General features: G+C 32.9%; 13 protein-coding genes. 9 read left to right on the top strand and 4 right to left on the bottom strand.

Features of this window, described 5'->3' with window-relative positions; genetic code table 11:
* Positions 1 to 76: 76 nt before the first annotated feature.
* Positions 77 to 883 carry an NAD(+) synthase gene (nadE, locus tag IW18_RS10485; RefSeq protein WP_041517528.1) on the bottom strand — a complete coding sequence of 269 codons (807 nt, stop codon included), beginning with the start codon at positions 881 to 883 and terminating at the stop codon, positions 77 to 79.
* 99 nt (positions 884 to 982) lie between these two features.
* Between nadE and gldB the strand changes: the two genes are divergently transcribed.
* Together gldB and gldC are read left to right on the top strand one after the other, a co-directional pair.
* On the top strand, positions 983 to 1,939 hold the full coding sequence (gene gldB / locus IW18_RS10480; RefSeq protein WP_041517527.1) for a gliding motility lipoprotein GldB: 957 nt from the start codon (positions 983 to 985) through the stop codon (positions 1,937 to 1,939).
* Complete coding sequence (gldC, locus tag IW18_RS10475; protein WP_041517526.1) at positions 1,939 to 2,274, top strand: gliding motility protein GldC; 336 nt, start codon at positions 1,939 to 1,941, stop codon at positions 2,272 to 2,274. Before gldB ends, gldC begins: the two co-directional genes overlap by 1 nt.
* Before the next feature lie 947 nt (positions 2,275 to 3,221).
* Here the strand turns inward: gldC and IW18_RS10465 are convergent.
* The 3 genes from IW18_RS10465 to IW18_RS10455 all read right to left on the bottom strand — a co-directional run bounded on the left by IW18_RS10465 (position 3,222) and on the right by IW18_RS10455 (position 5,437).
* A complete protein-coding gene (locus tag IW18_RS10465) occupies positions 3,222 to 3,848 on the bottom strand; it encodes a hypothetical protein (RefSeq protein WP_123902522.1) in 627 nt (208 codons plus the stop codon).
* 162 nt (positions 3,849 to 4,010) lie between these two features.
* The gene (gene yihA, locus IW18_RS10460; RefSeq protein WP_041517523.1) at positions 4,011 to 4,631 is read right to left on the bottom strand and encodes a ribosome biogenesis GTP-binding protein YihA/YsxC; all 621 of its coding nucleotides are present in this window, start codon (positions 4,629 to 4,631) and stop codon (positions 4,011 to 4,013) included.
* 41 nt (positions 4,632 to 4,672) lie between these two features.
* On the bottom strand, positions 4,673 to 5,437 hold the full coding sequence (locus IW18_RS10455) for an alpha/beta fold hydrolase (protein ID WP_041517522.1): 765 nt from the start codon (positions 5,435 to 5,437) through the stop codon (positions 4,673 to 4,675).
* A 378-nt stretch (positions 5,438 to 5,815) separates the two neighbouring features.
* On the opposite strand from IW18_RS10455, the gene IW18_RS10450 reads away from it, so the two are divergent.
* From IW18_RS10450 to murD, 7 genes are all read left to right on the top strand, one after another.
* Positions 5,816 to 6,289: a division/cell wall cluster transcriptional repressor MraZ gene (locus IW18_RS10450; protein WP_041517521.1), complete on the top strand. Its 474-nt coding sequence runs from the start codon at positions 5,816 to 5,818 to the stop codon at positions 6,287 to 6,289.
* Positions 6,264 to 7,172: a 16S rRNA (cytosine(1402)-N(4))-methyltransferase RsmH gene (gene rsmH / locus IW18_RS10445; RefSeq protein ID WP_174232055.1), complete on the top strand. Its 909-nt coding sequence runs from the start codon at positions 6,264 to 6,266 to the stop codon at positions 7,170 to 7,172. The genes IW18_RS10450 and rsmH overlap by 26 nt, the downstream gene beginning before the upstream one ends.
* Positions 7,173 to 7,190: 18 nt before the next feature.
* On the top strand, positions 7,191 to 7,538 hold the full coding sequence (locus IW18_RS10440; RefSeq protein ID WP_041517520.1) for an FtsL-like putative cell division protein: 348 nt from the start codon (positions 7,191 to 7,193) through the stop codon (positions 7,536 to 7,538).
* Positions 7,529 to 9,538: a penicillin-binding protein gene (locus IW18_RS10435; protein WP_041517519.1), complete on the top strand. Its 2,010-nt coding sequence runs from the start codon at positions 7,529 to 7,531 to the stop codon at positions 9,536 to 9,538. Before IW18_RS10440 ends, IW18_RS10435 begins: the two co-directional genes overlap by 10 nt.
* Positions 9,535 to 10,998: a UDP-N-acetylmuramoyl-L-alanyl-D-glutamate--2,6-diaminopimelate ligase gene (locus IW18_RS10430; protein ID WP_041517518.1), complete on the top strand. Its 1,464-nt coding sequence runs from the start codon at positions 9,535 to 9,537 to the stop codon at positions 10,996 to 10,998. The genes IW18_RS10435 and IW18_RS10430 overlap by 4 nt, the downstream gene beginning before the upstream one ends.
* Positions 10,999 to 11,099: 101 nt before the next feature.
* Positions 11,100 to 12,329 carry a phospho-N-acetylmuramoyl-pentapeptide-transferase gene (gene mraY / locus IW18_RS10425; protein WP_041517517.1) on the top strand — a complete coding sequence of 410 codons (1,230 nt, stop codon included), beginning with the start codon at positions 11,100 to 11,102 and terminating at the stop codon, positions 12,327 to 12,329.
* Positions 12,330 to 13,661 carry a UDP-N-acetylmuramoyl-L-alanine--D-glutamate ligase gene (murD, locus tag IW18_RS10420; protein WP_041517516.1) on the top strand — a complete coding sequence of 444 codons (1,332 nt, stop codon included), beginning with the start codon at positions 12,330 to 12,332 and terminating at the stop codon, positions 13,659 to 13,661.
* Position 13,662 lies beyond the last annotated feature (1 nt).

Below are 13,662 nucleotides of genomic sequence, written 5' to 3'. Positions count from 1 at the left end.
GAATTGTTCATGTTTTTGGAACTGTAAAATTAATAAATAAATTCTGTAATTAATTGCAGACAAATGTTAAAAAGTTTTATTTTAACGTTTTTGGTATTAAACAGACAGGTATTGCGTCCATTTTGTGCTTGTTGCTGGTGTTTAAACGTTTATAGATTTCAAAGACAGATTTTTCTCTCCCACTAAAGTCAGCAGCCGTATTTCCTGACTCCGCGGCTAGCATTGCCCATTCAAGTTCGTCATAACTAGCGCCTAATTGGTCTTCATCTGTACGATTATCACCAAATAATCCATCCGTTGGAGCTGCTGTTAAAATTGACTCAGGAATTGTTAAAAATTCTCCAAGAGCATATACATCGGATTTCATTAAGTCCGCAATTGGACTTAAATCGACTCCACCATCTCCATATTTGGTATAAAATCCTACACCAAAGTCCTCAACTTTGTTTCCTGTTCCTGCAACTAATAAACCATGAATTCCTGCTAAATAGTATAAAGAAGTCATTCGTATACGAGCACGTGTGTTGGCTAATGATAAGTTTACTTTAGCTTCGTCGTCTGTTTTTGGTACAGCTGCTTTAAAAGCCTCAAAAGTGGCAGTTAAATCAGTTTCTACGTTAGAAACATTTGGAAAACGTTTCTTCAATTGCTCAATATGCTCTCTTCCTCTTGAAATTTGATTTGCTGCTTGGTGAATTGGCATTTCAACACATAAAACTTTTAAACCGGTTTGGGCACATAATGTAGAAGTTACTGCAGAGTCAACTCCGCCCGAAATTCCAATTACAAAACCATTTACCTTAGCATTGTTCGCGTAAGTTTTTAGCCATTCTACAATGTGTGAGTTTACTTTTTCTGTCTGAATAGTACTTTTTTTAGCCATAATAATTCAAGTTTTAAAATGCAGGGATGTATATTTGCACAAATATTTTTAAGTAACAATTATTTAAAATATAAGCAACACAAATCTAATTAAAATAAAATGAAAATATATCGCTTTGCAGTGGTTCTGTTTGTGTTTTTTTTGTCTTGTGACAAGAAAACTAAAGTAGAAAAAGCAGTAGAAGAAATTCCCGTTGATATTAAGGTAGAACGTTTTGATAAAGCTTTTTTTGAGACAAAACCAGAAGATCTTGCTAAAATAAAAAAGCAATACCCGTTCTTTTTTCCGGCTGGTACAGATGATAATGTTTGGTTAAAGAAAATGGAAGATCCAATTTGGAGAGAAGTATATACCGAAGTACAAAAAAAGTACAGCAATTTTGAACCCGTTCGTCAGGAATTCAATACACTGTTCCAGCATGTAAAATATTATTTTCCTAAAACAAAAACACCTAAGGTGATTACTGTAATTGGAGAAATGGATTATAATACGAAAGCCATTTATGCCGATAGTTTAGTAATTGTGGCGTTAGAAGTGTATTTGGGAAAAGACCATAAATTCTACGAATTTCCAAATTATTTGAAACAGAATTTCGAGGAAAAACAAATAATGCCAGATGTGGTGTCTAGTTTTAGTTATAGAAATATTCCAGTTTCTGGTGATAAAACTTTAGTTTCTCAAATGATTTTTGAAGGAAAACAATTGTATGCAAAAGATCTTTTGTTACCCAATTATACAGATGCTGAAAAAATTGGATACACACCGGAACAGGTAAAGTGGTGCGGAGAAAATGAGTCTTATATGTGGCGTTTCTTTATAGAAAGTGAAATGTTATTTAGTGTTGATCCAAAATTAACGACTCGTTTTATAGCGCCGGCACCTTTTTCTAAATTTTATCTGGAAATAGATAATGACTCACCCGGAAGAGTTGGAGCTTGGATAGGATGGCAAATGGTACGCGCGTACATGAAAAATAATAATGTAACTTTGCCCGAATTATTAAAAACAGATGCAAAGGAAATCTTTGAAAAATCAAAATATAAACCTAAGAAATAATGTCAGATAGAATAAAATCAGAAATTAGATTCAATATAGAATTAGATGAAAACCGCGTTCCGGAAAAGTTGTCTTGGACAGCAAAAGATGGAGGTGTAGAAGCAGAAGAGGCAAAAGCTATTATGTTGTCTATTTGGGATAGTAAAGCAAAAGAAAGTATGCGTATTGATTTGTGGACAAAAGATATGCCTGTTGACGAAATGAAAATTTTCTTTCACCAAACTTTAGTAGCAATGGCAGATACTTTTAAGCGCGCAACAGACGACGAAAAAATGTCAGATACAATGAAAGATTTCTGTGATTATTTTGCAGAAAAACTAGAACTGACGAAATAGATAAATTTTGATAAATAGAAATCTCAAAATCCAATTGTGAAATTGGAATTTGAGATTTTTTGTTTCTCTTTGTTGTTAGGTTATTTATAAGATAAAACTTAAACTTAGTTTTATAAAATATTTGTTTTTAAGGGTAACTTTTGTTGAATAGAATTGATATATAAGAAAAAGTAGTACTATGTTATTTCCGTTTTTAGTAAGTTTAGTAGGGTTGTTTTTTTTGCTGATAAATAGTATTTGTTTTTATCGCACCCGAAAAAATAAAGATGTCAGGTATCTTATTATTATGGTTTATTTAATTCTTCTGTTTGTAGAGGAATTGTGCTGTAATATTATAGGATTCATTTATCCGGGATCAAACTTTTTTCTCTCACATTATTATTTTATTTTTCAATTCATATCTTTAAGTCTGTTCTTTTACAGTTTACTTTCTAATGCTCTTTTAAAAAAGATGATTCTTGTTTTTTTAGTGTTAGTTTTAATGGCGTTATCAGTACAATATTACAATGCACCAGATCTTTACTGGAAGTTTAATTTGCTGGAAATTGGAATCACTTCTGGATTACTGATATTTTATGCGTTGATTTTTTTAATACAAAATTTTAAAAGTAGAAAGCCTGATTATTTGTATTTCTGTAATGGTTTGATAATTTATCTGGCGAGTAGTTTGAGTATTTTTTTAAGTGGTAATACCGATTCTGTAATTTTTGAAGAACCATTTTTGCTTGACTTTTGGTTTTTTAATTCTTTGTTTTACATTTTATATCAATTTCTAATCTTTAAAGAGTGGAAGATTTTAAGGTATAAATCAGTAAAAAATGGCACAGAACTTACCGCAGTTTTTGATTATCTTAAAAAAATATAGCGGATTTAAATTCCAATAAAAAAATCCCAAATTCCAAGTGTAAGTTTGAAATTTGGGATTTTTTAATGCGTCCGATGTTTTGTTATTTTATGGATCTTTTCTTTAAGTCTTTAAAAGCTTTTTTTAAAGCTCCCAACATCAAATTATTAGTGTTTTTATAGAATGTTATATTGTCTATGAGTTTGTCTGACTTTTCAGTTTCCCACATCGATTTTGTGTTTCCTTTTTCAGTAATACCTACTACATTCTGAGAATAAATAATTTGCTTTAAATTTAGATCATATATTTCTAAAATTACTGATGCTTCATTTTTTCCTGTTTCGTAATCGTTCTGGTAGAGTTCTATACTAGAAAAGTCACTTTTGTTTTTTTTGGTAGAAATATTGATAAAAAAATCAAAACCTGTTCCGTCTTTGAGTTCTTTTAGTTTTACGCTATTCGGATTTAAGTGAATCTTCCTTGTGGTTAATAATCCATTCACGTCATTAATATAAGATAATCTGTCTCCTAGTTGTTCTCTGAAAAATTTTAAAGATTCTGAAGTCATTTTGTCTTTAGAATTTTTTGGACAATCTAATTCGTTTAAAAGCCATTTTCCAGATGTAAAATCAACGCCAGTTCTTTGGCCAGTCATAAACATGTAACGTGGCGTATGACACGATGATAAAATTAATAGAAATAGGAATGAAATTATTTTAAAATTCTTCATAAACTAAATTTGATTTGTTTCAAATGTAGTTTAATTTTTTTGGTTTAGTAAGTTGTAAATGTGTTTTTTGAAGATTTTGACTACAAAATAAAAATCCCAAATTCCGAACGTAAAATTGGAATTTGGGATTTTTTTTATTGGAATTTAATTTAGTGTTGGAATTTAAAACTGCGAGTTGTTTTTAAAAACCTCCTGATTAACTTCGTCTATATAACTTAGAACTTCATCTTTTCCAGTTTGTTCTGTTGCTGAGGTTACGAAATAATGTGGCATTTCTTCCCAGTTGTTGGCAAACATTTGTTTTTTGTAAGCCGCAATATGCGAATCGATTTTTGTCTTGCTTATTTTATCCGCTTTAGTGAAGATAATACAAAACGGAATCTCGCTTTCTCCCATATACGACATGAATTCAATGTCTATATTTTGTGCTTCATGACGAATATCGATTAAAACAAAAGCACAAACTAATTGTTCTCTCGTTTCAAAATAATCTGTAATGAATTGCTGAAAAACTGATTTTGTCTTTTTTGATACTTTAGCATAACCATAACCTGGTAAATCGACCAAGAACCAATTGTTGTTAATCTTAAAGTGATTAATCAATTGAGTTTTTCCGGGTCTACCAGAAGTTTTAGCTAAATTTTTGTGATTGGTAAGCATATTGATCAACGAAGATTTTCCTACGTTTGATCTCCCGATAAAAGCATATTCCGGCAAAAAATCTTGAGGACATTTTGCAACTTCAGAATTACTAATAATAAATTCGGCGGTTGTAATTTTCATGTGTTTTGTTTTTTAAACCTCCTGAAATCGAAAGTTAAGTGCTATAAATTCTTCTTAGTAAGCCATTCTTCAAGAATAGTGTTGAATTCCTGAGGATGTTCCATCATAGCAGCGTGTCCGCATTTGTCTATCCAATATAAAGTTGAATTAGGCAATAATTTATCAAATTCTTCGGCAACATTTGGGGGAGTTACAGCGTCATTTTTACCCCAAATAATACAGGTTTCAACTGTCATTTTTGGTAAATCTTTGGCCATATTATGACGAATTGCACTTTTTGCAATAGTCAAAGTTTTAATCAATTTAATACGATCGTTAACCGTTGCGTATACTTCATCAATTAATTCCGGAGTTGCTATTTTTGGGTCGTAAAATACATCTTCGGCTTTCTTTCGGATGTATTCGTAGTCACCTCTTTTTGGGTAACTATCGCCCATTGCGCTTTCGTAAAGACCAGAACTTCCTGTAATTACAAGTCCTGCAACTTTTTCAGGATATAATTTAGTGTGATAAAGCGCAATATGTCCTCCTAAAGAGTTTCCTAACAAAATGACTTTGTCAAAACCTTTAAAAGTGATAAAATCTTTGACATATTTTGCAAAGCTTTTTACGTTCGTTTTTAAAATACTTTGGGTATATATTGGCAAATCCGGGATAACAACTTTGTATCCTTTCGTTGGAAAATATTCCGCTACAGCATCAAAGTTACTAAGGCCTCCCATTAAGCCATGTAAAATAACGATAGGAGTTCCTTCTCCAGCTTCATAATAGCTGTATTTGCCTTCTTTTTTGTAGTGTTTGTCCATTTAATTTAATGCCAATTTCAATTTGGACAAATATAGGGTTTAATAAATAAAAATGAATTTTTGCTACCGTTTTTTAACGACATAATTTCCGGATAATTTGTAAGTGCTTAAAAATCAGTTTTTATGGTCTTTTTTGCTGTGTTTTCTAAATGTTAAGAAATCAGCAGAATAGTTATTTTTTTAAGAAAAATAGTGTGTTATTTTTTTGATTGATCAGCGTTGTTGGGAAATGACTAATAATTAGTTAAACTATTGATTGAGTATTGATTAAGAGAGGTGGTAGAAAAGTGGTTAAACTTATTAACAAAGTGGTATATAGTGGTAAAATGTGGTAATATTTTTTATATTTTTGTCCTATAACATATTAATGAATTTTTCTTGAACACAATTGTCGGGACATATGAGTGTAAAGTCGATGCTAAAGGGAGGCTAATGATGCCTGCGCCTTTAAAAAAGCAATTGGCTTCGTCTCTTCAAAACGGATTCGTTTTGAAGCGCTCTGTTTTTCAACCGTGTTTAGAATTGTATCCAATGGAAGAGTGGGACTTGATGATGCAAAAAATCAACAAGCTAAATCGCTTTGTAAAAAAGAACAATGATTTCATCCGAAGATTTACTGCTGGTGTTAAAGTGGTAGAAATTGATGCATTAGGGAGATTGTTGGTTCCAAAGGATTTGGTAGCATTTTCAAGTATTGCTAAAGATGTTGTTTTTTCATCTGCGGTTAATATTGTGGAGATTTGGGATAAGGATTTATATGAAAAATCAATAAGCGGCGAAGATATGGATTTTGCAGATCTAGCCGAAGAAGTAATGGGAAATATTAATGACGACGACAATGGAATATCATAATCCGGTTTTGCTTCATCCTACAGTTGATGGTTTAAATATTAAACCAGATGGCGTTTATGTAGATGTAACGTTTGGTGGCGGTGGTCATTCAAAAGAAATTTTAAAAAGATTAGGGCCAAGCGGAAAATTATTTGCTTTTGATCAGGATGAAGATGCATTAGCAAATGCATTACCAGATGAACGCTTTACCTTAATTAATGAGAACTTTAGGTTTATAAAAAGGTTTTTGAGATTTCATGGTGTTAAAAGTGTAGATGGAATTTTGGCAGATTTAGGAGTTTCATCACATCAATTTGATGTTCCTGAACGAGGTTTCTCGACAAGATTTGATGCCGAACTAGATATGCGGATGAGTCAGAAAAATGATTTAAATGCTTATCGAGTGGTTAACGAATATGAAGAACAGGATTTACGTCGTGTTTTTTTTGATTATGGAGAGTTGAAGAATGCTCCCGTTTTAGCAAGAACAATTGTAGAAGCGAGACAGGATTATCCAATTAAAACGACAGATGAGTTAAAAGACGTTCTGGCGAAATATTTACCAGAGAGAGTTCGTAATAAAATATTGGCTCAAATTTATCAGGCGATACGAATCGAGGTAAATCAGGAAATGGATGTTTTAAAAGAATTTATAGAGCAATCATTAGAGATTTTAAATCCAGGCGGAAGATTCTCGGTGATCTCTTATCACTCTCTTGAAGATAGATTGGTAAAAAGATTTATTAAAAACGGAATGTTTGAAGGAGAACCAGAACGTGATTTTTTTGGAAACTTCTCTGTTCCATTCAAAACAATCGGAAAATTGATTGTTCCTGATGATGCTGAGATTAAAATCAACAATAGAGCAAGAAGTGCAAAATTGAGAATTGCGGAGAAGATATAATATATATAGGTAGAAAAAATGAAAGGTGGAGTATTTGGAATATTAAAAGCAAGATTTCTTATTAACGATGATGCAATTAAAAACTGGCGATTCATTGTTTTTATAATTCTGCTTGCGATTTTGATGATTGCAAATACGCAACGATACGAACAAAAGGTTTTTGAAATTGCAAAGTTGAGTAATGAAGTAAAAGAATTACGATCTGAATTTGTAGACCGACGTTCTGAATTGCAAAAATTAAAAATGGAGTCTACTGTGACAAGTGAGATGGAGAAAAAAGATATTCATCCATCAACGGTTCCTCCGGTTAAAATAGAAGTTACAAAAGAAGAAGAGAAAAGTTTCTTTAAAAGAATATGGCAGTAGAAGATAAACATATATCCTACAGAATTTACCTCGTAGCAGTTTTCATCTTTGTGATGGCAATTGCTATTGTTGTTAAGTTAACTAATATTCAATGGGTTGAAGGTGATTATTATAGAAAACTGGCAAAACAACGTACCGTTAGAAATTTTGTGATTCCGGCAAACAAAGGGAACATCTATTCGGCTGACGGAAGTTTGTTGGCAACATCAATTCCTAATTATGAAATTAGATTTGATGCAAAAGCACCAAAAACAGAAGCTTTTGAAAAGAATGTAAAAGCATTGTCAGATTCATTAGTTACAGTTTTAGGAAAATCTGGTAGTTATTTTGAAAAGGAATTAAGAAAAGCAAGAGCGAATAAAAATCGTTATTATTTGATCGCTCGTAATTTGAGTTATACTGAATATGTAAAAATAAAAGGATTTCCATTATTCAATTTAGGTGCTTTTAAAGGTGGAATAATTATCGAACAAGAAACCGTTAGAAAACATCCGATAGGAAAAATTGCCGAAAGAACTATTGGTTACGATCGTATCGATCCTGCAACAGGAGTAGAAGTAGGTAAAGGAATCGAGTGGGCTTTTAAAACATATTTGAACGGAAAAGACGGTAAGATTTTAAAGCAAAAAATTGCCAAAGGACAATGGAAACCTATTCGTGATTTAAATGAAGTAGACCCAATAGATGGTTATGATGTAATTTCTACAATAGATGTTTTTATTCAGGATATTGCACATCATGCTTTGTTGAAACAGCTAGAAGAGTACGAAGCAGATCACGGTTGTGTAGTGGTTATGGAGACAGAAACAGGACATGTAAAAGCGATTTCAAATCTTGGAAGGGCAGTAGATGGGACTTATTATGAAACCACAAATTATGCTGTAGCAGAATCTCATGAGCCTGGATCTACTTTTAAGTTAGTCGATTTAATGGCAATTTTAGATGATAAAGTAGCAGATACAAGCACAGTTTACGATAGTCACAACGGACAAGTGAAATATTATGGACGTTCTGTTACTGATTCGCATAGAGGTGGTTATGGAAAGGTGACATTGGCGCGCGGATTCGAACTTTCATCAAATACGGTAATGGTTCAGGCGGTTTATGATAATTACAAAAGTAATCCATCAAAATTTGTGAATCACATTAATAACTATGGGTTAAGTAAGAGATTAGGATTGCATTTTCAAGGAGAAGGAAGACCATATATTCCGCAACCCGGAGATAAACATTGGTCAGGAGTTTCACTTCCGTGGATGGCTTTTGGTTACGGAGTTTCGGTAACACCAATGCAAACACTTGCATTTTATAATTCGGTTGCTAATAATGGCGTAATGGTAAAACCTCAGTTTGTTTCTGAAATTAAAGAATGGAACAAAACCATCAAGAAATTTGATGTTGAAGTAATGAACCCAAGAGTTTGCTCGCCGGAAACTATTAAAAAACTGAAAGCTGTATTAGAGAATGTGGTTAAAAAAGGAACTGGATCAAAATTGTATTCGAAAGATTTTTCGATGGCAGGAAAAACAGGAACCGCTCAGGTAAATTACGGAGGGAAAGAAGGGAAATCGGCATTGTATTACGCATCTTCTTTTGTTGGTTATTTTCCGGCAGATCACCCTAAATATTCTTGTATTGTAGTGGTTCATAAACCAAATACATCAAAAAATAATTATTACGGAGCAGATGTTGCGGGGCCGGTTTTTAAAAGAATTGCCCAAAAGATTTTTACAGATGCCCCATCAACAAATAAAATTAAAAAACTAGATTCAAGAATTCCAAAACAAGACAATAGTTATAATAAGTATACAGCAGAAGCAAATAAAAAATCAAGCCAGATTCCTGATTTAAAAGGAATGCCGGGAATGGATGCAATTGCTTTACTAGAGAATTTAGGTTTGAAAGTAAAAGTAAATGGAGTTGGAAAAGTAAAAAAACAGTCATTACAAGCTGGACAAAATATTAGTAAAAACACAACAATAGTATTAGAATTATCGTGAAAATACTGAAAGACATATTATACAAAGTAGCAATTGAATCTGTAACAGGTTCGACTGAAATTGATATACATAAAATTGATTTTGATTCAAGAAAAATTGAAGAAAATGATGTTTTTGTAGCAATTCGCGGATCATTGTCTGATGGTCACGATTATATCAACAAAGCAATTCAATTAGGCGCAGTCGCCGTGATTTGCGATACATTACCAGAAAATGTTGAAAAGGGAATTACCTACATCAAAGTAAAAGATACCAATACAGCATTGGCTTTTATGGCTGCTAATTATTTTGGAAATCCTTCTGAAAAATTAAAATTAGTTGGTGTAACGGGTACAAACGGAAAAACAACAATTGCTTCATTATTATTTCAATTGTTTGAGAAAGCAGGTTTTAAAGTTGGTTTATTGTCAACGGTAAAAATTATGATCGATCAAACAGAATATAAAGCAACACATACAACTCCGGATTCAATTACAATCAATCATTATTTAAATGAAATGATTGAAGCAGGAGTAACACATTGTTTTATGGAAGTGAGTTCGCACGGAATTCATCAAAAAAGAACAGAAGCTTTGCATTTTGTTGGTGGAATTTTCACCAATTTGTCGCATGATCATTTAGATTATCATCCAACATTTGCGGAATACAGAGATGTGAAAAAGTCATTTTTTGATTCGTTGCCAAAAACAGCTTTTGCTTTATCAAACGTAGATGATAAAAACGGACCTGTGATGTTGCAAAACACCGTAGCAAGAAAATTCACTTATGCACTAAAATCTTATGCTGATTTTAAAGCAACAATATTAGAAAGTCAATTGTCTGGTTTACTGTTGAAAGTAAACGATAATGAAGTTTGGGTAAAACTAATTGGGACTTTTAATGCATACAACGTTTTGGCAATCTACGGAACAGCGGTAGAATTAGGGATGGATAGTCTCGAAGCGTTACGCTTACTGTCTGATTTAGAAAGTGTTTCGGGTCGTTTTCAATATATTGTTTCGGCAGGTAATATTACTGCAATTGTAGATTATGCGCATACGCCGGACGCCTTGGATAATGTTTTAAAAACAATAAATGATATCCGTACCAAAAACGAGCAATTAATTTCGGTTGTAGGTTGTGGCGGAAACAGAGATAAAACCAAAAGACCTATTATGGCTAAAATCGCTACAGATCTTAGTGATAAAGCGATTTTAACTTCAGACAATCCAAGAAATGAAGATCCCGAAGTGATTCTAGATGAAATGGAAAAAGGCGTTGGAGCTCATAATTATAAAAAGTTATTGAGAATTACAGATAGAAAGCAAGCTATAAAAACCGCTTGTCAATTGGCTCAGCCAAATGATATAATTCTAATCGCAGGTAAAGGTCATGAAACCTATCAGGAAATAAATGGTGTTCGCCATCATTTTGATGATATGGAAACCGTAAAAGAGATTTTAGAACAATTAAAAAAGTAAGGAGTTTAATCAGTTAATTGATTATTCGTTTAGTAGAATAATTACTAAATCAAAAACTTACGAATAAACAAATTAACGATTAACCAAATAAACCAAGATATATGCTATACTATTTATTTGAATATTTTGACAAAACACTTGATATACCTGGAACAGGAGTTTTTCAGTACATCACGTTTAGATCGGCGCTGGCATTTATGCTGTCGTTGCTTTTATCTACAATTTACGGAAAAAGGATTATTAACTTCTTGCGCAATCAGCAAGTTGGTGAAACTGTTCGTGAGTTAGGTCTTGCAGGTCAAAATGAAAAAGCAGGAACACCAACAATGGGAGGGCTTATTATCATTTTTGCTACGCTTGTACCTGTTTTGTTATTTGCTCGTTTGCATAATATTTATATCGTCTTGCTTATTGTAACCACACTTTGGATGGGAACAATTGGTTTTGTTGATGATTATATTAAAATATTCAAAAAAGACAAACAAGGACTTAAAGGGATTTTTAAAGTTATTGGACAAGTTGGTTTAGGAATTATCGTTGGATCTGTTCTTTATTTTAATCCGGCAGTAACAGTGAGAACCGATACAGGAAGAACAGATGTTTTTAAATCTGCCAATACAACTGTGGTTTTACCTGCTCCGGTTGAAGAAAAATCTACAGCAACAACAATTCCTTTTGTGAAAAATAATGAATTTGACTACGCTGAAGTTCTGTCATTTATGGGAGATGGTTACGAAAAATGGGCATGGTTAGTATTTATACCAGTTGTTATTTTTATCATCACAGCAGTTTCAAATGGAGCAAACTTAACGGATGGAATTGATGGGCTCGCTGCAGGAACATCGGCAATATCGGTTCTTGCGCTTGGAATATTTACATTCCTTTCGGGGAATATTATATTCTCCAATTATTTAAATATCATGTATATCCCTAATTCGGGAGAAATGACCGTTTTTATATCCGCATTTGTAGGAGCTTTAATAGGATTTCTTTGGTACAATTCATTTCCCGCTTCCGTTTTTATGGGAGATACAGGAAGTTTGACAATTGGAGGAATCATTGCGGTTTTGGCTATTGCTGTTAGAAAAGAAATATTGATTGTTTTATTCTGTGGTATTTTCTTAGCAGAAAGTGCTTCAGTAATTATTCAAGTGGCTTATTTTAAATACACCAAAAAACGTTTTGGCGAAGGTCGAAGAATTTTCCTGATGTCGCCATTGCATCATCATTATCAAAAGAAAGGATATCACGAAAGTAAAATTGTAACCAGATTCTGGATTGTTGCGATCATGTTAGCCATATTATCAATTGTTACCCTAAAATTAAGATAGATGAGGCTAGTAGTATTAGGTGGAGGGGAAAGTGGTGTAGGTACCGCTATTCTCGGGAAGAAAAAAGGATATGATGTTTTTGTATCGGATTTTGGAAAGATTAAAGAAAGCTATAAAGAAGTTCTTATCATTAATAAAATTGCCTGGGAAGAAGAGCGTCATACAGAAGACCTGATTTTAAATGCCGATGTCGTCATGAAAAGTCCGGGAATTCCAGAGAAATCTCCAATCGTACAGAAGCTACTCGCGGCAGGAATTAAAGTAATCTCGGAGATAGAGTTTGCAAAGCCTTTCACAGAAGCATTAACAATTGGAATTACAGGTAGTAACGGAAAGACTACAACGACAATGTTAACGCATCACTTGCTAAAATCAGCAGGTTTAAATGTTGGTTTAGGAGGGAACATTGGAAAAAGTTTTGCATGGCAGGTAGCTGAGAATAAATTCGATGCCTACGTATTGGAACTTAGTAGTTTTCAGCTTGACGGAATTATAGATTACAGGCCAGATATTGCCATAATAACGAATATTAGTCCAGATCATTTAGATCGATACGAGTATAAATATCACAAGTATATCGATTCAAAGTTTCGAATAACAATGAATCAAACCGAAAGCGATTATCTTATTTATGATGCAGATGATGAAGCAATTTCAGAATGGTTAAAAAATAACAAAACAAAAGCAAAATTAATTCCTTTTTCATTGACTGAAAAATTTGATGAAGGGGCTTCTATAAATAACAACAAAATGGAAATAAAGATTAACCAAGAAGAGTTTACAATGGAAACAGAACACATTGCGTTAGAAGGAAAACATAACATGAAAAACGCAATGGCAGCAAGCTCTGTAGCGAAGTTGATGCAAATTAGAAATGCAACAATACGCGAAAGTTTATCTAATTTTCAAGGTGTTGAGCACCGTTTAGAGAAAGTTCTTAAAATTCAGAATGTTCAATATATCAATGATTCAAAAGCAACAAATGTAAACGCTACGTTCTTTGCTTTAGACAGTATGAATGTTCCAACAGTTTGGATTGTTGGAGGAGTTGATAAAGGAAACGATTACAACGAATTAATGTCATTAGTTCGTGAGAAAGTAAAAGCAATTATTTGCCTAGGAGTTGATAATCATAAAATCATCAACGCTTTTGGAAACGTTGTTGATATCATGGTAGAAGTAAATAATATGAACGATGCTGTAAAAACTGCTCAACGTTTAACTGAAAAAGGTGATGCTGTTTTGTTATCTCCAGCCTGCGCGAGTTTCGATTTATTCGAAAACTATGAAGACAGAGGAAAACAGTTTAAGCAAGCTGTGCACAACTTGTAGA

Origin of the sequence: Flavobacterium hibernum, assembly GCF_000832125.1 — a bacterium.
In the GTDB taxonomy this organism is placed as follows: Bacteria; Bacteroidota; Bacteroidia; order Flavobacteriales; family Flavobacteriaceae; genus Flavobacterium; species Flavobacterium hibernum.
Note: the sequence above shows the minus strand (reverse complement) of the source record. Positions and strands in the feature narration are given on the sequence as shown.